Annotated in this window: 21 protein-coding genes and 3 tRNA genes; 8 read left to right on the top strand and 16 right to left on the bottom strand. The window is 68.8% G+C overall.

Translation table 11 applies throughout. The features are described 5' to 3' along the window. The 11 genes from rplA to F6Q13_RS13900 all read right to left on the bottom strand — a co-directional run. On the bottom strand, window positions 1-571 hold a 571-nt coding region (gene rplA / locus F6Q13_RS13950), incomplete at its 3' end, for a 50S ribosomal protein L1 (RefSeq protein ID WP_293057485.1). A gap of 67 nt (window positions 572-638) precedes the next feature. Then, window positions 639-1,067, bottom strand: a complete 429-nt coding sequence (gene rplK / locus F6Q13_RS13945) for a 50S ribosomal protein L11 (RefSeq protein WP_293057482.1) — start codon at window positions 1,065-1,067, stop codon at window positions 639-641. Window positions 1,068-1,099: 32 nt separating this feature from the next. Next, complete coding sequence (nusG, locus tag F6Q13_RS13940; protein WP_293057478.1) at window positions 1,100-1,828, bottom strand: transcription termination/antitermination protein NusG; 729 nt, start codon at window positions 1,826-1,828, stop codon at window positions 1,100-1,102. 28 nt (window positions 1,829-1,856) lie between these two features. Beyond that, window positions 1,857-2,309 carry a preprotein translocase subunit SecE gene (secE, locus tag F6Q13_RS13935; protein WP_293057475.1) on the bottom strand — a complete coding sequence of 151 codons (453 nt, stop codon included), beginning with the start codon at window positions 2,307-2,309 and terminating at the stop codon, window positions 1,857-1,859. 98 nt (window positions 2,310-2,407) lie between these two features. After that, window positions 2,408-2,480 (bottom strand) — tRNA-Trp (locus F6Q13_RS13930). A 148-nt stretch (window positions 2,481-2,628) separates the two neighbouring features. Continuing rightward, window positions 2,629-3,129, bottom strand: coding sequence for a (3R)-hydroxyacyl-ACP dehydratase subunit HadC (gene hadC / locus F6Q13_RS13925; protein ID WP_293057472.1), 501 nt, complete (start codon window positions 3,127-3,129; stop codon window positions 2,629-2,631). Between the two features lie 13 nt (window positions 3,130-3,142). Further along, a complete protein-coding gene (hadB, locus tag F6Q13_RS13920; RefSeq protein ID WP_293057469.1) occupies window positions 3,143-3,571 on the bottom strand; it encodes a (3R)-hydroxyacyl-ACP dehydratase subunit HadB in 429 nt (142 codons plus the stop codon). Beyond that, complete coding sequence (gene hadA, locus F6Q13_RS13915) at window positions 3,558-4,034, bottom strand: (3R)-hydroxyacyl-ACP dehydratase subunit HadA (protein ID WP_293057466.1); 477 nt, start codon at window positions 4,032-4,034, stop codon at window positions 3,558-3,560. The genes hadB and hadA overlap by 14 nt, the downstream gene beginning before the upstream one ends. Before the next feature lie 45 nt (window positions 4,035-4,079). Then, on the bottom strand, window positions 4,080-4,247 hold the full coding sequence (gene rpmG / locus F6Q13_RS13910) for a 50S ribosomal protein L33 (protein ID WP_293057463.1): 168 nt from the start codon (window positions 4,245-4,247) through the stop codon (window positions 4,080-4,082). Window positions 4,248-4,285: 38 nt separating this feature from the next. Next, window positions 4,286-4,359 (bottom strand) — tRNA-Met (locus tag F6Q13_RS13905). 48 nt (window positions 4,360-4,407) lie between these two features. Continuing rightward, window positions 4,408-4,480 (bottom strand) — tRNA-Thr (locus tag F6Q13_RS13900). Window positions 4,481-4,652: 172 nt separating this feature from the next. On the opposite strand from F6Q13_RS13900, the gene F6Q13_RS13895 reads away from it, so the two are divergent. Next, window positions 4,653-5,303 (top strand): MBL fold metallo-hydrolase, encoded by a 651-nt coding sequence (locus tag F6Q13_RS13895; protein WP_293057494.1) that lies wholly within the window; start codon window positions 4,653-4,655, stop codon window positions 5,301-5,303. A gap of 56 nt (window positions 5,304-5,359) precedes the next feature. Next, a complete protein-coding gene (locus F6Q13_RS13890) occupies window positions 5,360-6,055 on the top strand; it encodes a crotonase/enoyl-CoA hydratase family protein (protein ID WP_293057460.1) in 696 nt (231 codons plus the stop codon). Between the two features lie 18 nt (window positions 6,056-6,073). Here the strand turns inward: F6Q13_RS13890 and cynS are convergent, their stop codons facing one another. Both cynS and F6Q13_RS13880 read right to left on the bottom strand, forming a co-directional pair. After that, entirely contained in the window at window positions 6,074-6,541 is a 468-nt protein-coding gene (cynS, locus tag F6Q13_RS13885) for a cyanase (protein ID WP_293057491.1), read from the bottom strand. 20 nt (window positions 6,542-6,561) lie between these two features. Next, window positions 6,562-7,602, bottom strand: coding sequence for a patatin-like phospholipase family protein (locus F6Q13_RS13880; protein WP_293057457.1), 1,041 nt, complete (start codon window positions 7,600-7,602; stop codon window positions 6,562-6,564). 186 nt (window positions 7,603-7,788) lie between these two features. Here F6Q13_RS13880 and F6Q13_RS13875 point away from each other — a divergent pair, with 186 nt between their 5' ends. Genes F6Q13_RS13875 through recD form a run of 4 tightly spaced genes read left to right on the top strand, consistent with a single transcriptional unit; the run spans window position 7,789 to window position 17,476 of the window. Further along, window positions 7,789-9,372: a stealth family protein gene (locus F6Q13_RS13875; protein WP_293057454.1), complete on the top strand. Its 1,584-nt coding sequence runs from the start codon at window positions 7,789-7,791 to the stop codon at window positions 9,370-9,372. A gap of 51 nt (window positions 9,373-9,423) precedes the next feature. Continuing rightward, window positions 9,424-12,498, top strand: coding sequence for an exodeoxyribonuclease V subunit gamma (recC, locus tag F6Q13_RS13870; RefSeq protein WP_293057451.1), 3,075 nt, complete (start codon window positions 9,424-9,426; stop codon window positions 12,496-12,498). After that, the gene (gene recB / locus F6Q13_RS13865; protein WP_293057448.1) at window positions 12,498-15,779 is read left to right on the top strand and encodes an exodeoxyribonuclease V subunit beta; all 3,282 of its coding nucleotides are present in this window, start codon (window positions 12,498-12,500) and stop codon (window positions 15,777-15,779) included. Before recC ends, recB begins: the two co-directional genes overlap by 1 nt. Then, the gene (gene recD / locus F6Q13_RS13860) at window positions 15,776-17,476 is read left to right on the top strand and encodes an exodeoxyribonuclease V subunit alpha (protein WP_293057445.1); all 1,701 of its coding nucleotides are present in this window, start codon (window positions 15,776-15,778) and stop codon (window positions 17,474-17,476) included. Before recB ends, recD begins: the two co-directional genes overlap by 4 nt. Here recD and F6Q13_RS13855 read toward each other — a convergent pair. After that, complete coding sequence (locus F6Q13_RS13855) at window positions 17,465-18,889, bottom strand: MFS transporter (protein ID WP_293057442.1); 1,425 nt, start codon at window positions 18,887-18,889, stop codon at window positions 17,465-17,467. The genes recD and F6Q13_RS13855 overlap by 12 nt on opposite strands. A 171-nt stretch (window positions 18,890-19,060) precedes the next feature. Here F6Q13_RS13855 and F6Q13_RS13850 point away from each other — a divergent pair, with 171 nt between their 5' ends. After that, window positions 19,061-19,855, top strand: coding sequence for an SDR family oxidoreductase (locus F6Q13_RS13850; RefSeq protein WP_293057439.1), 795 nt, complete (start codon window positions 19,061-19,063; stop codon window positions 19,853-19,855). A 17-nt stretch (window positions 19,856-19,872) separates the two neighbouring features. Here the strand turns inward: F6Q13_RS13850 and F6Q13_RS13845 are convergent, their stop codons facing one another. Further along, a complete protein-coding gene (locus F6Q13_RS13845; protein ID WP_293057436.1) occupies window positions 19,873-20,226 on the bottom strand; it encodes a VOC family protein in 354 nt (117 codons plus the stop codon). A 122-nt stretch (window positions 20,227-20,348) separates the two neighbouring features. On the opposite strand from F6Q13_RS13845, the gene F6Q13_RS13840 reads away from it, so the two are divergent. Beyond that, the gene (locus tag F6Q13_RS13840) at window positions 20,349-21,248 is read left to right on the top strand and encodes an NYN domain-containing protein (protein WP_293057488.1); all 900 of its coding nucleotides are present in this window, start codon (window positions 20,349-20,351) and stop codon (window positions 21,246-21,248) included. A 12-nt stretch (window positions 21,249-21,260) separates the two neighbouring features. Here the strand turns inward: F6Q13_RS13840 and F6Q13_RS13835 are convergent. Beyond that, the coding region (locus tag F6Q13_RS13835) for a class I SAM-dependent methyltransferase (RefSeq protein WP_293057433.1) at window positions 21,261-21,699 on the bottom strand (439 nt) is incomplete at its 5' end.

Genomic DNA, 21,699 nt, shown 5'->3' with positions numbered 1-21,699 from the left:
CGCCGTAGTTCTCGGCCAGGCTCTTCTCGTCGAACGACGCCTTGCCGATGACGAAGTGCAGGTTGGCTTGCTTGTCCACCCGGAAATTGATCTTGCCGCCCTTGATGTCGGCGACGGCCTTGGCGACATCGGTGGTCACAGTACCGGTCTTGGGGTTGGGCATCAGACCGCGCGGTCCCAGGACCCGGGCGATCCGGCCCACCTTGGCCATCTGGTCCGGCGTGGCGATCGCGGCGTCGAAGTCCAAAAAACCGCCCTGGATCTTTTCGATCAGGTCATCGCTGCCGACCACGTCGGCGCCGGCGGCGATGGCTTCCTCGGCCTTCTCCCCCACCGCGAACACCGCCACCCGGGCGGTTTTGCCGGTGCCGTGCGGCAGGTTGACCGTGCCGCGGACCATCTGGTCAGCCTTGCGGGGGTCCACGCCGAGCCGGAGCGCCACCTCGACGGTCGCGTCCTGATTCTTCGACGAGGTCTCTTTGGCCAGCTTGGCCGCCTCCAGCGGGGTGTAGAGCTTGGTGCGGTCCACTTTTTCGGCGGCGGCACGGTAGGCCTTACTGGTCTTGCTCACAGAAACATCCAATCTCTTGATGTGGTTGCCTAGCGGGCCGAAGCTGGCCCTCCCACCGGTCGGGAATCTATTCGACCGTGATGCCCATCGACCGGGCGGTGCCGGCGATGATCTTGGCGGCGGCGTCGAGGTCGTTGGCGTTGAGGTCGGCCTTCTTGGTCTCGGCTATCTCGCGGACCTGATCCCAGCTGACCCTGGCGACCTTGGTTTTATGCGGCTCGGCCGAGCCCTTGGCCACGCCGGCCGCCTTGAGCAGCAGCTTGGCCGCGGGCGGGGTCTTCAGCGCGAACGTGAAGCTGCGGTCCTCATAGACGGTGATCTCCACCGGGATGACATTGCCGCGCTGGTTCTCGGTGGCGGCGTTGTAGGCCTTGCAGAACTCCATGATGTTGACGCCGTGCTGGCCGAGCGCAGGACCGACCGGGGGCGCGGGATTGGCCTGCCCGGCTTCGATCTGCAGCTTGATCAGCCCGGCGACTTTCTTCTTCGGGGCCATGCGATGGTGTCCTTTCGAGTCCTCGATCTTGCCTAGATCTTGGCGACCTGGTTGAAAGCCAGTTCCACAGGTGTTTCGCGGCCGAAGATGGACACCAGCACCTTGAGCTTGTGTTGTTCGGCGTTGACCTCGCTGATCGACGCCGGCAAGGTGGCGAACGGCCCGTCCATCACGGTGACCGACTCGCCCACCTCGTAGTCGACCTCGATCGGCGGGCGTTCCACCCCGCCCTCGGGGGTGCTCGAGGCAGCGGCAGCGGCTCCCTTGGCGGGCTTCTTCCCGGCCCCCTGCGGCAGCAGGAACTTCACCACGTCGTCGAGGGAGAGCGGCGACGGGCGCGACGTCGCGCCGACGAACCCGGTGACCCCCGGGGTGTTGCGCACGGCGGACCAGGAGTCGTCGGTCAGCTCCATGCGCACCAGGATGTAGCCGGGCAGGACCTTGCGGTTGACCTGCTTGCGCTGCCCGTTTTTGATTTCGGTGACTTCTTCGGTGGGCACTTCCACCTGGAAGATGTAGTCGCCGACGTCGAGATTTTGCACGCGGGTCTCGAGGTTGGCTTTGACCTTGTTCTCGTATCCGGCGTAGGAGTGGATGACATACCACTGGCCCGGTTTCTTGCTCAGCTCCGCTTTCAGCGCCGTCGCCGGGTCGAGGTCTTCGGGGGCGGCGGTCGGCTCGTCGGGAGCCGCAGCGTCCGCTCCGGCCGCCTCGGGGTCGACCGCGTCACCCACGGGCAGATCGCCGTCGGAGGTAGTCACGGTTATCCGTCCTCTCTTGAATCGTCAGTCAGCCGAACACGAACAGCACCAACTTGGCCAGGCCCAGGTCCACCAGAGCGATGAGCGCCACCATGAACACCAGGAACGCCAGCACCACCGACGTGTAGGTGATCATTTGTTTGCGGTTGGGCCAGATCACCTTGCGCAGCTCGGCAACGACCTGCTTGAGGTAGTTGTAGACATAGCCGACGACATAGCCGACCGGGTTGGGGCCGGGTGGTTTCTTGGCTTTCTCGGCTTTCTTGGCTTTCTTGTCCTCGACCGCCGCCCCGTCCCCGGTGGCCGTGGCGGCGGCTACCGAGGCGGCGTCGTCGCGGGTGCCGACGCGCTGACGGGACCGCTTGCCGGTCGGGCGTTGCGGTCGGGTCGCCACTGCCGTGCGGCCACCTTGCTGTTCCCCGGTGTCGTTGCCCATGTCATTGCCGCCGGCTGCGTCGGCACCGTCGCGCTCGTCGCTCACCGCATGCTCCTCTGTTCGCCTCGTGGTCGCCGTGTCCGGGGTGCGTCAAGGGATCACGTTCCAGTGTCCACCATCGCACGCCGAGCGTTCGCCGTCAGCAGGGGCGACAGGACTTGAACCTGCAACCTGCGGTTTTGGAGACCGCTGCTCTGCCAGTTGAGCTACGCCCCTTCGCCGGTTGGCGGGCCAACCTGCGCGTGGGGCTTCACATGAACGCCACTCGTCCACATCGCCGCGCTCTGCATCCTCGTCGGTCGCACGCGGATGGTGGGAAAACCCCGAGGCCCGAGTGTACATCGGCGCCGGTGCCGGTCACTAATCACGCGGTCCGGACGACTTGCCCGGCGTCCATGTCCCACTTGAGCTGGACCGAGTCGGTGGCCTCGTTACCCATCATCGTGGTGTAGGCCTCCAAGACGACCTCGCCGGCGTCGTTGGTGCAGATGTTCCTGGTGACGACGATGTCGGCGCCGAACCGCTCGTCGACGGATTGGATCTCCATGCGGGCGTGCAGCACCTCACCGGCGAGGATCGGCTTGTGGTAGATGAACTTCTGGTCGACCTGGACGATGTTCATCGTCTCGTAGCCGGTATCGACGTTGCGCATGAAGTCGTTCTGGACCAGCTTGGCGAAGATCGTGGTGAACGTCAGGGGCGCGACGAGGCCGTCGTAGCCGAGTTCGGCGGCCGCCTTGTCGTCGAGGCAGGCCGGGTCGTTGGCCTTGATCGCCCTGGTGAATTCCCGAATCTTTTCTCTGCTGACCACGTAGGTGTCCGGGTATTCCCAGATCATCCCGCGGATGTCGGTTTTGATCGCCATACCTATATCGAGCCTATGCCAACGTCGCCGAGGCGATCGCCCTGCCGAAGATCTTCTTGCCGCCGGTGGTCGCGGTCAGCGCGATCGTCACCGATTTGGTTTCGGGGTCCACCGACTTGACCCGGCCGCTGAAGGTGATCTCGGCCCCCTTGCCGTCGTTGGGCACCGGCACCACGGAGGTGAACCGGACGTTGTATTCGGTGACCGCGCCGGGGTCGCCGACCCAGGACGTGACGTAGCCGCCGCCGATGCCCATGGTCAGCATGCCGTGCGCGATCGCGGTGTCCAGCCCGACCATCTTGGCGATCTCGTCGTCCCAGTGGATCGGGTTGAGGTCACCCGAAACGCCCGCATAGTTGACCAGATCCTGCCGGGTCAACGGGTAGACCCGCTCCGGGAGCTGGTCACCTACTTTGACCGTGCTGAACTCACGCCGTGGCATCCTCGAAGCCCTCTTCTCCTTCGCCGGCACGACCCGCCAGGGTCGTGTAGGTTTCCTGAACTACTTCCCCCGCCGCATTGGTGGCCGTCTGCCGGGTCATGATGATGTCCGTGCCGTGGGCGCGTCGAACCGACTCCACGGACACCTCGCAGTACAGCCGGTCCCCCACCGTGATCGGCCGCAAGAATTCCAGCTTCTGGTCGACCTGCACGATCTGGATGTCGTTAGTCGCGATCCCGGCCGCCGCGAAAAACGCCGACACCGCTTTGTAGCCGAAAACCGAGATGAATGTCAGCGGCGCGACCAGGCCGTCGTAGCCCAGCTCGGCCGCGGCCGCCTCCTCGAAGAACTCCGGGCCGTCGTTTTTGACGGCGACCGCGTATTCCCGGATCTTTTCCCGCTCCACCTCGTAATGATCGGGGTAGCGGTAGCGCATTCCGACGATGTTCGAGCCCAATGACACGGATGTAGAACCTAACTGCTCCGACAGACTGGTCACACGCGGCCGCTAGCGCGTCTCGCGGTGCGGCTGATGCTTGCCGCAGTTGGGGCAGAATTTCTTCAGCTCCAGGCGATCGGGGTCGTTGCGGCGGTTCTTCTTGGTGATGTAGTTGCGGTGCTTGCACACCTCGCAGGCCAAGGTGATCTTCGGCCGCACATCGGTACTGGAGGCCATGTCGGGTTCTCTTTCACGGGTGTCGGTGTGTTGTGTTGTAGCGATGGCCGGACTCGAACCGGCGACCTAACGATTATGAGTCGTTCGCTCTAACCGACTGAGCTACATCGCCTCGGGGCCACAGTCGCTGCCGGGCCGCCATCGTGCTCGGCGTCCGCCGAGCCCCCTAACGGAATCGAACCGTTGACCTTTTCCTTACCATGGAAACGCTCTGCCGACTGAGCTAAGGGGGCGCTCACCCGCAACGGCCAGTCGGTCGTGCCGCGGGCCTAAGCGAGGGTACAGCCTGGCCCGCGGGGCCACCAAACCGCGATCAGGTCCGGGTCATAGGCTGGGCGGGTGGCTGATTCGGATCGGTTGTATTTCCGTCAACTGCTCGCCGGTCGCGATTTCGCCGCCGGCGACATGTTCGCGGCGCAGATGCGCAACTTCGCCTACCTGATCGGCGACCGGCAGACCGGCCACTGCGTGGTGGTCGACCCGGCCTACGCGGCGGGCGAGCTGCTCGACGCGGCCGAGGCCGACGGGATGCGGCTGTGCGGGGTGCTGGTCACCCACCACCACCCCGATCACGTCGGCGGCTCGATGATGGGTTTTACGCTCGCGGGGCTGGCCGAACTGCTGGACCGGGTCAGCGTGCCGGTCCACGTGAATGCACAGGAGGCCCGGTGGGTGTCGCGGGTCACCGGAATCAGCATGGGCGATCTCACCGCGCACGAGCATGGCGACGTGGTCAGCGTCGGCGCGATCGACATCGAGCTGCTGCACACCCCCGGGCACACGCCGGGCAGCCAGTGCTTTCTGCTCGACGGCCGGCTGGTCGCCGGTGACACGCTGTTCCTGGAGGGCTGCGGGCGCACCGACTTTCCCGGCGGCGACTCCGAGCAGATGTACCACAGCCTGCAGCAGCTGGCCCGGCTGCCCGGCGACCCGGTGGTGTTTCCCGGGCACTGGTATTCCGCCGCGCCGAGTGCATCGCTGTCGCAGGTCAAGGCCACCAACTATGTGTACCGTCCCACCAGTCTCGAGCAGTGGCGCATGCTCATGGGCGGCTAAGGGCGGCCGGTGGTGCGTGGGTCGGCGCCGCTGCGGGTCTGGTTCAATCGGGTCCCATGAGCAGACCAGTCAGCATTCGCCACGACGATCCCATCGCCGTCATCGAGATGGACGACGGCAAGGTCAACGTGTTGGGCCCGGCCATGCAGCAGGCCCTGCACGAGGCGCTCGACAGCGCCGACCGTGACGACGTCGGGGCGGTGGTGATCACCGGCAACGCCCGGGTGTTCAGCGGGGGGTTCGACCTGAAGATCCTGACCTCGGGTGAGGTGCAGCCGGCGATCGACATGCTCAAAGGCGGTTTCGAGCTGGCCCACCGGCTGCTGTCCTATCCCAAGCCGGTGGTGATGGCCTGCACCGGTCCTGCGATTGCGATGGGTGCGTTTCTGCTGTCCTGCGGCGACCACCGGGTGGGTGCGCCCGCCTACAACATCCAGGCCAACGAGGTCGCGATCGGAATGACGATCCCTTACGCGGCATTGGAGATCATCAAGCTGCGGCTGACCCCGTCGGCGTACCAGCAGGCCGCCGGACTGGCCAAGACGTTCTTCGGCGAAACCGCGGTCGCCGCCGGCTGGCTCGACGAGATCGTGCTGCCCGAGGCGGTGCGCGACCGCGCCGAGGAGGCCGCGCGGGAATTCGCCACCTTGCGCCGCGACGCCCACGTCGCCACCAAACTGCGCACCCGCGCCGACACACTGGCCGGTATCCGCGCCGGGATCGACGGCCTGGCGGAGGAATTCCGGCTTTAGCGCCGACCGGGCACCTGGTCAGCCGTGCGACGAAACCCAATCGTAGGGAAGGAATTTCCCGTCGAATGTCACCACCACCCGGTCACCGGAGGGGTGCGGTTTCTTCTGCACGTCGACGCTGAAGTTGATCGCGCTCATGATCCCGTCGCCGAACTGCTCGTGGATCAGCTCCTTGAGCGCCGGGCCGTAGACCTGCAGCGCCTCGTAAAAGCGGTAAATGGTCGGGTCGGTGGGCACCGCGGTGGGCAGCCCGCCGCGCATCGGCGGCGCGGCCAGCACCGCGACCGCCGACTCGTCCAGACCCAGCATCTCGACGAGCACCTTGCCCAGCTCGGGGGGGATGGGATGCTGACCCAACAGCGCCGAGGTGGTCCAGGCCACCGGCCGGTCGATGGCCTCGGCCAGTTCCTGCCAGGTCAGACCCTTGGCCAGCCGGGCGACGATGATGTGCTCAGTCAGCTCGTTTCTGTTCATGCCCTCCAGGATGCGCCACGGCGAATCCGGCATCAGTCCGGGGCAGGCAGCCACCGGGAACGCCGGAACTGGTCGAGGTATGCCGACCAGTCCCAGGTCGACAGGAACGCCTGCGCGGCCGCATAGCCCTTGTCGAAGAACTCTTCGAGACGCTGTCGGGAAATATCGAAGTCGAGCACGCCCACATCGCTGGATTCGACCTGGATGGTGCGGGCCCGGACCCAGGGCCGGCTCAGCTGGGTCTGGTCGTGGCCGACCAGCATCGTGGTGAGCAGGCTTTCCAGTAACGAGGTCTGTTCGAACAGACGAAGCGGCTTCAACGCCGGCATCACCTCGTCGATGCCCTCGCTGATCCGCGGCAGCACGGTGATCCCGAAGGTGGGCCAACGCGGCGGGCTGCCGTCTGGCCGGTCGAAGGAATCGATCGGGAAGTTGGTCAGCACGCCGCCGTCGACCAGCGTGGAGGTCCGCCCGGTGGCGCTGGTCAACCGTACCGGAGGGTAGAAGAACGGGATCGCCATCGAGGCGCGCACCGCGTCGGCGACGAGCTGTTCGTCGGGGTCCAGCCCGTAGGTGCGCCGGTAATGCCACGGCAGGCGCACCAGCTCCGCGATCGTGACGTCGGCGACGCTGATCGCCAGCCGGTAGCGCCGGTCCGGCGCCAGGTGATCCTCGTCGAGGGCCAAATCACCGAATGTGACGACGCCGAGGTTTCGCAACTCCCCGCGAATCCACTGGTAGGCGACGTCACCGCGGTACAAGCTCGCGTCGCGCAGCAGCCCCCAGGCAGGACCGAGGAAAGGGAGCGCGCCGGCGTCGCGCCAGGTGCGCAGCGGCACCGACAGGGCCAGCTCCTTGACGTCTCGGCTGCTCAGTTGGTCGCCGACGGACGCGGCCGCCAAAATCGCCGCCACCACCGAACCCGCCGACACACCGGAGACCCGCTTGAAGGTGTAGCCGTGGTCCATCAACGCGACCACGGCCCCCACCAGGCCGATGAACTTCACCCCGCCGCCCGACAACACCAGGTCGGCGAACTTCGGCTGCTGCCCGTCGGATCGACCGCCTGTCATGGTGCCTCCTGTCAGCGCGGCACGTCGCGTCACCCAACGTCGCAGCTCACTGTCGCCAAGACCGAACTCGCCCGGCAAACGTCGGCGCCAAGACATGCGACGTTCACCGTTCGGACAACTTCAAAGGCTACCCGGGAGACTAGAAGCTCCACTCAAGCCACTCAGCCTGAGGACAGGTGTTCTTCGATGACAAATTCTGGGACCAATGCCGGGACAGAAGCCAATCCGCTCATTGTCACGCGGCGCGGCAAACTCGCCCGCCTGGAATCGAGTCTTACCCCGCATGAGGCACAGATCGAAGATCTCATCTTCTTACGCAAGGTGCTGAAAAAGGCCGGCCTGCCCTATCTGCTGATCCGCGATCACAAAAACCGGCCGATTCTTGCCGTCGACATCGAACTGCGGCCCGCGGTCGAGGAAACTCTGGCAGCTGCCTGCGTCGATGAGCCGATGTATGCCAAAACGCTCGACGTCGGCGGGCTGTCACCGGTTCTGCTCGCCAAAGGCAGGTTGTCGTCGCTGCCCGATGCTCGCATCATCCGGTTATACCGGCGACGGATTGCGCCCGGCGGATTCCGGTACGGGCCCGCATTCGGTGTCGAGCTGCAGTTTTGGGTGTTCGAGGACGCTGTCATCCGCTGCCCGGTGGAGAATTCTCTCACCCGTAAGGTGCTGCCGCGGGCGGAAATGGTGCCGGCAACGGTCAAACGCTACGGATACAAATGGCCCACGATCGCGGGCATGTTCACCCCCCACACCAGCGACGTGACGTTCGACATCGACATGGTGTTCTCGTGGGTCGACGGCAGCGACCCGGAGTTTCGCGCGCGACGCGCCCGGCACATGTCGCGGTATGCGATCGGCGAGGGCGACGACGCCGACGCGCGGATTCGCCAGATCGACGAGTTGAGATATGCGCTGCGGTCGGTGAACATGTTCGCGCCCTGGGTGCGCCGGATCTTCATCGCCACCGATTCGGCGTTGCCGGCCTGGCTGGCCGAGCACCCCAAGATCATCGTCGTCCGGGCGGCCGAGCACTTCACCGACCCCGACGCGCTGCCGACCTACAACTCGCACGCGGTGGAAAGTCAGCTCCACCACATTCCGCAACTGGCCGAGCATTTCCTGTATTCCAACGACGACATGTTCTTCGGCCGCCCACTCAAGGCCAGCATGTTCTTCTCCCCCGGCGGGGTCACCCGATTCATCGAAGCCTCGACCCGCATCGGCCTGGGCGCCAACGATCCCACCCGCAGTGGCCACGAGAACGCGGCCCGGGTCAACCGCCGGCTGCTCTTCGAACGGTTCGGGCAGCTCATCACCCGTCATCTCGAACACACCGCGGTTCCGCTGCGCAAAAGCGTGTTGGCGGAGATGGAGCAGCAATTCGCGACCGAATTCGCCCGCACCCAGGCCAGCGCATTCCGCTCCAGCACCGACATCTCGGTGACCAACTCGTTCTACCACTACTACGCGCTGATGACCGGACGCGCCGTCCAACAGGAGAAAGCCAAGGTGCTCTACGTCGACACCACCACCCGCGAGGGTCTGGACCTGCTGCCCGGCTTACGCAAGAAACGCGGCTACGACTTCTTCTGCCTCAACGACGGCAGTGTCCCGGAGGTCTCGGCCGCCGAGCGCGCCGAACGGGTGACGGCCTTTTTGGAACGGTATTTCCCCATCCCCGCGCCCTGGGAGAAGGTCACCGCCGACGTCGACCAGCCGGGGTTCGCCGCGCCGAGGACGGTGAGCCCGCCGGTGCGGGCATAGTTCGCCGAACACGCCGACGCTGTCGGTGCGGCGTTCTATGGTGGCAGCGCTATGGCGCTTCATCTGCACCGTGCCGAGCGCACCGATCTGTTGGCCGACCGGCTCGGCGCCCTGCTGGCCGATCCGCTGCCCGACCCGTTCGCCTTGGAGCTGGTGCTGGTGCCGGCGCGCGGGGTGGAGCGGTGGCTGAGCCAGCGGCTCGCGCACGTGCTGGGGCGCGGGCCCGGCCCGGCCACCGGCGATGGGGTGTGCGCCGGGGTGGTGTTCCGCAGCACGGGCTCGCTGCTCGCCGAGCTCACCGGCGCCGCCGAGCATGATCCGTGGTCGCCGGAGGCGATGACCTGGCCGCTGCTGGAGGTCATCGACCGGTCGTTGGACGAGCCGTGGTGTGCAACGCTGGCAACACATCTGGGTCGCGGCCTGCCCGATCCGGACGCCGAGCTGCGTCGCGGCCGGCGCTACGCGGTGGCGCGCCGGCTGGCCGGGCTGTTCGCGTCCTATGCGCGGCAGCGGCCGCGGCTGCTGGCCGACTGGCTCGACGGCCCCGCCCCGAACGTGGACGCCGACCTCGCCTGGCAGCGCGAGCTGTGGCGGGCGCTGGCCGGTACCCGCGGCGCGGTGCCGCGCGCCGCGGACACCAGCCGCCGTGCGGCCCGCCACCCGCTGCTGGACACGCTGGGCCGGGATCTGCGCGAGCTGCAGCGCCTGCTGCCGCCCAATCCCGCCACCGACGAATACCTCAGCACGCCAACCACCTCCGATACCCTGCTGGGCTGGCTGCAGTCCGACATCGCCGCCAACGCGGTCCGGCCCGCGGGCCGCACGCTGCGGCCCGGGGACCGCTCGGTGCAGGTGCACAGCTGCCACGGCCCGGCCCGGCAGGTCGAGGTGCTGCGCGAGGTGCTGCTCGGGCTGCTGCAGGACGACCCGACGCTGGAACCGCGCGACATCGTGGTGATGTGCCCCGACATCGAGACCTACGCGCCGCTGATCGTCGCCGGCTTCGGGTTCGGCGAGGCCGCCGGTGAGTGCCATCCGGCCCACCGGCTGCGGGTCCGGCTCGCCGATCGGGCGCTGACCCAGACCAACCCGCTGCTCGCGGTCGCGGCCGCGGTGCTGGACATCGCCGGAACCCGCGCCACCGCCGGCGAGGTGCTCAATCTGGCCGCGGCGGCGCCGATCCGGGCCCGCTTCCGGTTCAGCGACGACGACCTGGACACCATCACCGGCTGGGTCCGCGACGCCAACATCCGATGGGGATTCGACCAACAGCATCGCGAGCGCTACGGACTCGGCGACATCGTCCACGACAGCTGGCGATTCGGCCTCGACCGGATCCTGACCGGAGTGGCGATGCCCGACGACTCGCAGACCTGGCTGGGTACCGCTTTACCGCTCGACGACGTCGGCAGCGACCAGGTGGAGCTGGCCGGGCGGCTGGCCGAATACGTCGCCAGGCTGCAGCATGTCGTCGAAAGGTTGAGCGGCGTAAAGCCGTTGGTCGAGTGGCTCGATGCCCTGACCGAGGGGGTGGGCCTGCTCACCAGCTCCGACGAGCCGTGGCAGCTAGCCCAGCTTCAGCGCGAGTTCGCCTCCGTGGTCGACCAGGCCGGAACCCGCACTTCGACGCCGCTGCGGCTGTCCGACGTCCGCGCGGTGCTGTCCACCCACCTGGCGCAGCGCCCCACCCGGGCCAACTTTCGCACCGGCACCCTGACGGTGTGCACGATGGTGCCGATGCGTTCGGTGCCGCATCGGGTGGTGTGCCTGCTCGGCCTCGACGACGGGGTGTTCCCGCGGCTGGCCGTCCCCGACGGCGACGACGTGCTGGCGCGCTCCCCGATGACCGGTGACCGCGACGTCCGCTCGGAGGATCGCCAACTGCTGCTCGACGCGGTCTGCGCGGCCACCGAAACGTTGGTGATCACCTACACCGGCGCCGATCCACACACCGGCCGAACGCGTCCGCCCGCAGTGCCGCTGGACGAGCTGCTCGATGCGCTCGACCAGACGACACCGCAGACGGTGCGCCGACACGTCGTCGTGCAGCATCCGCTGCAGCCGTTCGACCCGAAAAACGTCACTCCCGGCGCGCTGGTGCCCGGACAGCCGTTCACCTTCGACCCGGCCGCGCTGGCCGCCGCCGAGGCGACTTTCACGAACCGTTGTGCACCAACCTCTTTCATCGCCGATCTGCTGCCCGCCCCGCCGAAAGCCGACGTGGCTCTGACCGACCTGCTCGACTTCTTCAACGACCCGGTCAAAGGCTTCTTCCGGGCGCTGGACTACACGCTGCCCTGGGATCTCAACGAGGTCAGCGACGCCATGCCGGTCCAGGTCGACCCGCTGCAGGAGTGGACCGTGGGCGACCGGATGCTGCGCGACCTGCTGCGCGGCACGGACCTCGAGGTGGCGATGAACGCCGAGTGGCGGCGCGGGACGCTGCCACCGCTGCGCCTGGGCTGGCGCAAGGCCCGCAGCATCAGCCGGACAGCGGCCCAGCTCGCCGAATCCGCAGGGGCCTATCAACGAACCCACCCGCAAACCCACGACGTCGCCGTCGACCTCGGCGACGGACGCCGCGTGACCGGCACGGTGAACCCGGTGTTCGCCACCCGCATCGTCGAAGTGACGTACTCGAGGTTGGCCCCTAAACACCTGCTGCGGGCCTGGATTTCGCTGGTCGCGTTGGCTGCCGGCAAACCGGACCGGGACTGGACGGCGGTCTGCGTGGGGCGCGACGAGAACGACGCCGTCCGGGTGCGCTGCCTGCACACCCCGCCCGACCCGCGGGCGGTGCTGGCCGAACTGGTAGCGCTGTTCGACGCGGGTCGCCGCGAGCCGCTGCCGCTGCCGCTGCGGACCTCCTACGCCTGGGCGGAGAACCGTTGCCGCGGCAGGGATCCGGTAAACGACGCCCGCAGCACGTGGGAAAACAACAACCGCCCGGGCGGCGAGGCCTGCGAGAAGGCACATGTGCGGGTATGGGGTGAGAACGCGCGCCTGGACGTCCTGCTCGGCCCGCCCCGCCCGGGTGAGGAGATGCCCGGCGAGGACACCCGGCTGGGCGCCCTGGCCGCCCGGCTGTGGCTGCCGCTGCTGCAAGCCGAAGGCGAGCCCAGCTGATGGATCGCTTCGACCTGCTGGGTCCGCTCCCCGTCCCCGGCTCCACCACGGTGTTGGAGGCCAGCGCCGGCACCGGCAAGACGTTCACGCTGGCCGGGCTGGTCACCCGCTATCTCGCCGAGACCGACGTCAGGCTCGACGAGATGCTGGTGATCACGTTCAACAAAAACGCCAGTCGCGAGTTGCGCGAGCGGGTCCGCGGTCAGATCGTCGAGGCGGTGTCCGCGCTGGAGGGCCGCACGCCCGCCGGCAGCGACCTGGTCGGGCATTTACTGGCCGCCGGCGACGCCGAGCGGCTGACCCGGCGAGCACGGCTGCGCGACGCGCTGGCCGACTTCGACGCGGCCACCATCGCCACCATCCACGAGTTCTGCGGATCGGTGCTGCGGTCGCTGGGGGTGGCCGGCGACACCGGATCCGTTGAGACACTTGTGGACAACCTCGACGACCTGATCGCCGAGATCGTCGACGACCGCTATCTGGCATGGTTCGGGTCGGCCGACGACGAGCCGGTGTTGTCACCCGGCGACGCGCACACCCTGGCCCGCGAAGTCGTCAAGGATCCGTGTGCGCAGTGGCGGCCGGCTGATCCCGACCCCGACACCGAGGCCGGCATCCGCCGGCGCTTTGCCACCGAGGTGGTCGAGGAACTGGACCGCCGCAAGCGCGAGCGGGGCATCCTCGGTTTCGACGACCTGCTGCTGCGCGTGGCGAACGCCCTTGAGGCCGAGGATTCGCCGGCCCGCGACCGGATGCGGGGGCGCTGGCGGATCGTGCTGGTCGACGAGTTCCAGGACACCGACCCCGTGCAGTGGCGGGTGCTGCGGTCGGCGTTTCACCGACACGCGACGCTGATTGCGATCGGCGACCCCAAGCAGGCCGTCTACGGTTTCCGCGGCGGCGACATCTACACCTACCTCGAGGCCGCCCGCGATGCCGATGCCCGCTACACACTGGGCGTCAACTGGCGCAGCGACGCGGCGCTCGTCGAGCGCCTGCAGAGCGTGCTGCGCGGGGCGGCGCTGGGCCATCCCGAGATCGTCGTGCACGACGTCGACGCCCACCACCGGGGACACCGGCTGGCCGGAGCGCCGCACAACGCGCCGTTTCGGCTGCGCGTCGTCAAGCGGGCGCACCTCGGCCACGCCGGCACCGACAACATCCCGATCGGCGCGCTGCGCCGACACATCCCCGCCGACCTGGCCGCCGACATCGCGGCGCTGCTGGCCGCCGGCGCCCGCCACGCCGGGCGCCCGCTCGGCGCCGGGGATATCGCGGTGATTGTCGAACGGCACAAAGACGCGCGGCCGTGCCGGGATGCGCTGGCCGATGCCGGCATTCCGGCGGTCTATACCGGTGACGACGACGTGTTCGAGTCGGCGGCCGCCCAGGACTGGCTGTTGCTGCTGGAGGCGTTGAACGCACCGCACCGCAGCGGGCTGGTCCGCGCTGCCGCGTGCACGATGTTCTTCGGTGAAACCGCGGACACCCTTGCGGCCCAGGGCGACACGTTGACCGACCGAGTGGCCGACACGCTGCGGGAGTGGGCCGATTACGCGCGGCAGCGCGGTGTGGCCGCGGTGTTCGAGGCCACGCGGCTGCACGGTATGGCACCCCGGGTGCTCGCCACCCGGGGCGGGGAGCGGCAGATGACCGACCTGGCGCACATCGCCGAACTGCTCCACGACATCGCGCATCGCCAGCGCTACAGCCTGCCGGCACTGCGGGACTGGTTGCGCCGCCGGTGCGCCCAACGCGCCGGACCCGCCGAGCGCAACCGCCGCCTGGACAGCGACGCCGAAGCGGTGCAGATCATGACCGTGTTCGCGGCCAAAGGCCTGCAGTTCCCGGTCGTGTACCTGCCGTTCGCGTTCAAACGCAACATCCGCTCCGGCGACATCCTGCTCTACCACGACGAGAACGACACCCGCTGCCTGCACATCGGCGGCCGCAGCGACCCCGAGCGTCGGCGGGTGGAAGCGTTGCACCGCACCGAACTCGCCTGCGACGACATCAGACTCACCTACGTCGCGCTGACGCGGGCGCAGTCGCAGGTGATCGCGTGGTGGGCGCCGACGTCCGACGAGCCCAACGGCGGGTTGTCGCGGTTGCTGCGCGGACGCGAGGCCGGCGCCGCCCAGGTGCCCGACAGGTGTCCGGGGCGCATCAGCGACGAGCAGGCGTGGGCGCTGTTCAAGCGCTGGGAGGCCGCCGGCGGGCCGTCGGTGGAGGAATCGGTCATCGCTCCTCCCGTTACTGTGCAACCGCGCTTGCCGCCAACGGATTTCGCGGTTCGGCACTTCCATCGCCACATCGACACCCGGTGGCGGCGCACGTCGTATTCGGCCCTGGTCGGCGGCGACACGTCGGCGGGCGCACCGGCCGGGGTGCACAGCGAGCCGGAGACCGGTATCCGCGACGACGAGGCGGAAACCGTCGTCACCGCCGAGCGCCCCGACCTCGAGCCGGTTTCTCCGATGGCGACGCTGCCGTCGGGCGCGGCGTTCGGCTCGCTGGTGCATGCGGTGCTCGAGACGACCGATCCCGCTGCCGGGGACTTCGCCGCGGAACTCGAGGCGCAGGTGCGGCGGCACCTGGCGTGGTGGCCGGTCGAGGTCGCCGCCGCCGAGCTGGCCGGCGCACTGCAGCCGTTGTACGACACCCCCTTGGGACCGTTGGCCGAAGGGATGACGCTGCGGCAGATCGGCCGGCAGGACCGGCTGACGGAGCTGCATTTCGAGATGCCGCTGGCCGGCGGTGACGCGCGCGGTGAGGCCCCGGACGTCGCGCTGGCCGACGTGGGTGAGCTGCTGGCCCGGCACCTGCCTTCGGGTGATCCGCTGGCGCCCTACGCCCGACGGCTGACGTCGCCGGGATTAGGCGGTCAGGCGCTGCGCGGATACCTGACCGGGTCGATCGACGCCGTGCTGCGCCTACCCGGCCGGCGCTTCCTGGTGGTCGATTACAAGACCAACCACCTCGGCGGCACCGCGGCCGACTATTGCCGGGCGCGGCTGGCCGACGCCATGCTGCATTCGGACTACCCGCTGCAGGCACTGTTGTACACCGCGGTGCTGCACCGGTTTCTGCGCTGGCGGGTGCCCGGCTACGACCCGGCACGGCAGCTGGGCGGGGTGCTGTATCTGTTCGTGCGCGGCATGTGCGGCGCTGACACCCCGGTCGTCGACGACCAGCCGTGCGGGGTGTTCGGCTGGCAGCCGCCGGCCCGGCTCGTGGTGGCGCTGTCGGATCTGCTCGACGCCGGGAGGGCGGCCGCATGACAGAGGCGCTGGCGGTGGAGGGCTTACTGGCGCCGTTCACCGACGCCGGGCTTTTCGAACCCGCCGATATCCATGTGGCGCAGCGGCTTACCGTTTTGTCGGGAGAACACGACGAGCGGGTCACGCTGGCGGTCGCGCTGCTGGTGCGCGCGCTGCGCGGTGGTTCGGTGTGCGTGCGGCTGGCGGAACTCCCGGCCCAGGTCGGGCTCGCCGGGCTGCCGTGGCCCGATACCGGGGACTGGATGGCAGCGATCCGGGCAAGCCCGCTCGTCTCGGCGGCGGTGCTGCGGCCCTGCGGTGATCTGCTCTATCTGGACCGGTACTGGCGCGAAGAGGAGCAGGTGTGCCGGGACCTGCTCGCGTTGCTGGCGTCGCCACCGACACCGCAGATGCCCGCCTTGCAGCGACTTTTCCCGAACGGCTACCACGAGCAGCGCGAGGCGGCCACGATCGCGCTCTCCCAACCGGTCACGGTGCTGACCGGCGGCCCGGGCACCGGCAAGACCACCACGGTCGCGCGGGTCTTGGCGCTGATCGCCGAGCAGGCCGAGTTGTCGGGTTCGCCGCGGCCGCGGATCGCCCTGGCGGCACCGACCGGCAAGGCCGCGGCACGGCTGGGCCAAGCGGTGGCACACGAACTGGCCAGGCTGGATGCGGCCGACCGGGCGCGGCTGGGTGAGCTGGCAGCGGTCACGCTGCACCGACTGCTCGGTCACCGGCCGGGCAGCTCGTCGCGGTTCTCCCACGACCGCACAAACCGGTTGCCGCACGACGTGATCGTGATCGACGAGACGTCGATGGTGTCGCTGACCATGATGGCGCGGCTGCTGGAAGCCCTGCGTCCGGGCACCCGGCTGATCCTGGTCGGCGACGCCGACCAGTTGGCGTCGGTGCAAGCCGGCGCGGTGCTGGCCGACCTGGTCGACGGTTTCTCCGCGCGCGAGGGGGTGCAGGTGGCCAGGCTGCGCACGCCGCACCGCTTCGGCACGGCGATCGGCGCGCTGGCCGAGGCGATCCGCGCCGGCGACGCCGACGCCGCGGTGGGTGTGCTGCGCTCAGGCGACGAGCACCTCGACTTCATCGACGACGCCGACCCCGCGGCCAGGTTGCGTCCGATCCTGCTGCCGCACGCGCTGCGGCTGTGGCAGGCAGCGCTGCTGGGCACTGTCGACGACGCGCTGGCGGTGCTCGAGGAGCATCGGCTGCTGTGCGCGCACCGGGACGGACCGTTCGGTGTGCGGCACTGGAACCGCCAGGTGCAGCTCTGGCTGTCCGAAGAGACCGGCCTGCCGCCGTGGTCGCAGTGGTATGCGGGGCGGCCGCTGCTGGTCACGGCCAACGACTACCGGCTGCGGGTCTACAACGGCGACACCGGCGTGGTGGTCGCGGGCCCGGACGGCCTGCGCGCGGTGATCGCCGGTACCGGCGGGCCGCTGGACCTGGCGACCAGCCGGCTCGCCGACATCGAGACCATGCACGCGATGACGATCCACAAATCCCAGGGCAGCCAGGTCGACGAGGTCAGTGTGCTGCTGCCGTCGCCGGATTCGCCGCTGCTGACCCGCGAGTTGTTCTACACCGCGGTGACCCGCGCCACGACCACGGTGCGCGTGGTCGGATCGGAGGCGTCGGTGCGGGCCGCAATCGAGCGCCGGGCCCAGCGCGCCAGCGGACTGGCCCAGCGGCTACGAGACTGACTGCCGCAGTGCCCGGCTCCGGTCGGCCGCGGCCGGGGCGAGCGCCGGACGCGGCCGGACGTAGCGCCTCCAGGCCAGGAGCGCAGCGACGACGTAGCACGCCACGAAGATCCACAACGCCGGTGTCGCCGTGCCGGTCTGGGCGTAGGACTGCCGCAACGCCAGGTTGATGCCCACCGAGCCGAGCGCGCCGAACGCACCGGCGAACCCGATCAACGCCGCCGACCGGACCCGGGCCCAGTTGCGGCGTTCGGCGTCGTCGCCGATGCCCAGCATGCGGCTGCGGATCTCGAACACCGACGGGATCAACTTGTACACCGCGGCCTTACCGGCGCCGGCGACGACGAACAGGGCAAGAAAACCGACGACGTAGCCGATCATCATGAGCAGTGTCGCCGGGTTGCCCGGGCCGCGGGTCAGGTCGTGGTCGGTACCGACACCGGCCACGAACCCACCGGCCACGATCATGCCGCCCAGCAGGACCGCGATGACCGGGCCGCCGCCGAAGCGGTCGCTCAACCTGCCGCCGACGATCCGGGCCGACGATCCCAGCAACGGCCCGGTGAAGGCGATCTCGGCGGCGTGCAGCGACGCTTGGGCGTGGCTTTGCCCGCCGGCCATGAAGTTGTCCTGCAGCAGCTGGCCGAAGGCGAACGCGAAACCCAGGAACGAGCCCGAGCAGCACAAGTAGAGAAACGAGAGCACCCAGGTGTCGGGCAGCGGCAGGATCGCTCGCACGTTGGCCGGCGACAGCCCGCTGCGGTGGGCGACGATGTTGTCCATGAACAGTGCTGCGCCCACACCGCCGATCGACAGCAGCACCAGATAGATCGCGCACACCACATACGGCGCCTGGTGGTCCGCGGTGGCCAGCGCCACCAGTCCGACCGCCTGGATCGTCGCCGACCCGGCGTTGGCGATCCCGCCGGTCAGGCCCAGCGCAAAACCTTTGAGCCGCTGCGGGTACAAGCCGTCGACCTTGGCCAGCGACGCCGAGTAGTTGCCGCCGCCCAGTCCGGTCAGCGCCGCGCACACCAGGTACGGCCCCAACGACAGCCCGGGGTGGGCCAGCAGCACCATGGTCGCGACGGTGGGAATCAGCAGCACCAGCGACGAGACCGTCGTCCAGTTGCGGCCGCCGAACCAGTTGGCGGCAAACGAATACGGGATGCGCACCAGCGCCCCGACCAAGGATGCGGTGGCGGCGAGCAGGAACTTGTCGCCGGTGGAGAATCCGTACACGTCGCGGGGCATGAACAGCACCATGACCGACCACAGGTACCACACCGAGAACGTCACATGGACGTTGACGACCAGCCAGAACAGGTTGCGGCGGGCAACGGCGTGTTCGCCGCCCCGCCAGGCCGCGGTGTCTTCGGGATCCCATTCGGTGATGCGATGCGAGCGCGCCATTACGGTCTCAACCTTTCCCAGATCTTTCCCAGATCTTTCCCAAAACCACCGCCATTGCCGTCGACCACACCGAGCGTTACCCGTACCCTGCCGGGCCAAACCGTCCCGGCCGGATACGCAGGGAACTTCCAGGCTTGCGGCGGGCCCCGGGCCTCCATAGGCTCGCGCTCGATGACACTTCCGCCTCCCGCGCCGGAATCGGTCGCCGTGGTCACCGGCGCGTCCTCGGGCATCGGCGAGCAGTTCGCCCGCCACCTCGTGGCCCGCGGCTACCGCGTCGTGGTCACCGCCCGTCGGGAAGACCGGCTGCAGGCGTTGTGCACGGAGCTGGGCGGTGACGCGCACGCCGTCGCGGTGGGCGCCGATCTGGCGATTGAGCAGGACCGCGACCGGCTGGCCGCGCGCGTCGACGAGCTGGGCCACGTCGACCTGCTGGTCAACAACGCCGGGCTGGGCATCTACCGCAGGTTCGGCGCCGAGGGCCGCGACAAGGAACTGCAGATGCTGCGCGTCGACGTCGAGGCGGTGGCCGATTTGATGCTGCGCTACCTGCCCGGGATGGTCGACCGCGGCCGCGGCGCGATCATCAACCTGTCGTCGGTGTCGGCGTTCCAGCCGGCCCCCTACAACGCCGGTTACGCCGCCGCGAAAGCCTACGTGTTGTGGTTGTCGGAGGCGGTCCACGCCGAGGTCGCCGACAGCGGTGTCACGGTCACCGCGGTCTGCCCCGGCCCGGTGCCGACGGAGTTCCAGGCGGTCAACGACGCCGACTACCTGGTCAACCGGCTGCCGGCGTTCGCCAAGGTCTCGCCCGAGCGGGTGGTCGCCGACGCCCTGGCGGCCGCCGACCGTGGCCGCGCCTCGGTGGTCCCGGGCGGCCCGCAGGTGCGATTCACGCTGGGGGCCTCCCGGTTCGTGCCGACGCCGCTGGTCGTGCCGGTCTTGGGTCGCATGCTCAAGCGGTAGCGCGGGCTACCCGGCCGCTACCGGGCCAGCGGCTTGTAGAAGACCAAGCCGTTGCCCTTGTTGTCGTAGACCACGGCGCGGCGTTCGTGGGCGTCGTCGTAGGGGCCTTTGACGATGCCGCCGCCGGCGGCCTCGACGGCCTTGGCCGCCGCGTCGACATCGGCGGTTTTGATCCCGACGACGACCTGCCCCGGCATCGGATGGTCGACCGCGGTCGCCAGCGCCAGCGTGATCGGCCCGCCGTCGAGGGCGGCGTAGTGGGCGCCGTCGCGGAACTTCAGCGACATCCCCAGCGTCTCGGTGTAAAACCGGATCGATTCGTCGAGGTTGTCGGTCGACAAGACGATCATCTTGACTTCGTGGTCGCTCATGGTGCCTCCTGCCGCTCGGTCGCTTCCTGCATCCGCCCCCTACTTTATCCAGTCCTGATTCCAGTCTCCGGCCGCGCGCACGGCGCCCCGGGTGATGGTCAAGACTGGGCCCTATGAGCCCTATGACAGATCCCGGCGCGGGCCGTGTTGCGGTCTACCTGGACTTCGACAACATCGTGATCTCCCGCTACGACCAGGTCTTCGGGCGCAATGCGTTTCAGCGGGACAAGGCCAAGGGGCTCGAGAAGTACCCCGAGCGGCTGGCGCGGGCCACCGTCGACGTCGGCGCCATCATCGACTTCGCGTCGTCGTTCGGCACCTTGGTGCTCACCCGGGCCTACGCGGACTGGTCGGCCGAGGTCAACACCGGCTACCGCGGGCAGTTGGTTGCCCGCGCAGTCGATCTGGTGCAGCTGTTCCCGGCAGCGGCCTACGGCAAGAACGGCGCCGATATCCGGCTGGCCGTCGACGCGGTCGAGGACATGTTCCGGCTGCCCGACCTGACCCATGTGGTGATCGTGGCCGGTGACTCCGACTACATCCCGCTGGCGCAGCGCTGCCGGCGGCTGGGCCGCTACGTGGTGGGGGTGGGAGTGGCCGGTTCGTCGAGCCGGGCACTGGCGGCCGCCTGCGACGAGTTCGTCACCTACGACGCGCTGCCCGGGGTCCCGGTGCTCGAGCCCGAACCCGAACCTGCCGAGGCCGCCGCACCGAAGCGGCGTGCTCGTCGCGCCACGGCGGCCGAGTCCGTGGAACCGCCACCGCCCGACCCGCAGGACGCGGCCACCGGGCTGCTGGTCCGCGCGCTGCGCATCGGCATGGAAAAAGACATGGACAAAGACGACGGCGACTGGCTGCACAACTCCGCGGTCAAGGCGCAGATGAAGCGGATGGATCCGTCGTTCAGCGAGAAGTCGCTGGGGTTCAAGTCTTTCAGCGACTTCCTGCGGTCGCGCTCGGCACTCGTGGAGCTCGACGAGAGTTCGACGACGCGGATGGTGCGGCTGCGCCCGCAAGACTGAGCGGCCCGGCTGCTACCCGGTGCGCTGCGCGGACACGAACAGATTCCGCGGGGCGCCGTCGTCGACCTCCTCGGGCAGGGGGCGCCCGTAGCCGGCCATCAGCTCCGCCGACGGCGTCACCGTCACCTGCCAGCCGTGGCGGCGCAGCCAGTCGCCGACGTCGTCGCGTTCCTCGAAATACCACAGCTCGTCGGTCTTGGGAACCTGACGCTGCGGGTCCACCCTGGCCATCAGCGCCCGGACCCGGTCCATCCGCTCGCGGCGCTTCGCGCGGGCCTCGGGGTCGGCGAAATCGGGTGCCAGGGCCTCGACGGCGATCCGGCTGCCGGGCACGGTGAGCCCCTGTACGCGCTCGAACAGCAGCTCTTGGGCCGCTGCCGGCAGATACGGCATCAGCCCCTCGGCCGACCACGCGCTGGGCGCCGACGCGTCGAAACCGGCCTGCCGCAGC

Source organism: Mycobacterium sp., from assembly GCF_008709575.1.
Taxonomy (GTDB): Bacteria; Actinomycetota; Actinomycetes; order Mycobacteriales; family Mycobacteriaceae; genus Mycobacterium.
This window is presented reverse-complemented; position numbering and strand designations above follow the sequence as displayed.

Bases quoted from the DNA above. Each gene is read 5' to 3' on its own strand.
- rplK (WP_293057482.1), bottom strand. From the start codon at position 1,067: ATGGCCCCGAAGAAGAAAGTCGCCGGGCTGATCAAGCTGCAGATCGAA.
- hadC (WP_293057472.1), bottom strand. From the start codon at position 3,129: ATGGCGATCAAAACCGACATCCGCGGGATGATCTGGGAATACCCGGAC.
- hadB (WP_293057469.1), bottom strand. From the start codon at position 3,571: ATGCCACGGCGTGAGTTCAGCACGGTCAAAGTAGGTGACCAGCTCCCG.
- rpmG (WP_293057463.1), bottom strand. From the start codon at position 4,247: ATGGCCTCCAGTACCGATGTGCGGCCGAAGATCACCTTGGCCTGCGAG.
- F6Q13_RS13895 (WP_293057494.1), top strand. From the start codon at position 4,653: ATGTTCGCGGCGCAGATGCGCAACTTCGCCTACCTGATCGGCGACCGG.
- F6Q13_RS13890 (WP_293057460.1), top strand. From the start codon at position 5,360: ATGAGCAGACCAGTCAGCATTCGCCACGACGATCCCATCGCCGTCATC.
- F6Q13_RS13880 (WP_293057457.1), bottom strand. From the start codon at position 7,602: ATGACAGGCGGTCGATCCGACGGGCAGCAGCCGAAGTTCGCCGACCTG.
- F6Q13_RS13875 (WP_293057454.1), top strand. From the start codon at position 7,789: ATGACAAATTCTGGGACCAATGCCGGGACAGAAGCCAATCCGCTCATT.
- recC (WP_293057451.1), top strand. From the start codon at position 9,424: ATGGCGCTTCATCTGCACCGTGCCGAGCGCACCGATCTGTTGGCCGAC.
- recB (WP_293057448.1), top strand. From the start codon at position 12,498: ATGGATCGCTTCGACCTGCTGGGTCCGCTCCCCGTCCCCGGCTCCACC.
- recD (WP_293057445.1), top strand. From the start codon at position 15,776: ATGACAGAGGCGCTGGCGGTGGAGGGCTTACTGGCGCCGTTCACCGAC.
- F6Q13_RS13855 (WP_293057442.1), bottom strand. From the start codon at position 18,889: ATGGCGCGCTCGCATCGCATCACCGAATGGGATCCCGAAGACACCGCG.
- F6Q13_RS13850 (WP_293057439.1), top strand. From the start codon at position 19,061: ATGACACTTCCGCCTCCCGCGCCGGAATCGGTCGCCGTGGTCACCGGC.
- F6Q13_RS13845 (WP_293057436.1), bottom strand. From the start codon at position 20,226: ATGAGCGACCACGAAGTCAAGATGATCGTCTTGTCGACCGACAACCTC.
- F6Q13_RS13840 (WP_293057488.1), top strand. From the start codon at position 20,349: ATGACAGATCCCGGCGCGGGCCGTGTTGCGGTCTACCTGGACTTCGAC.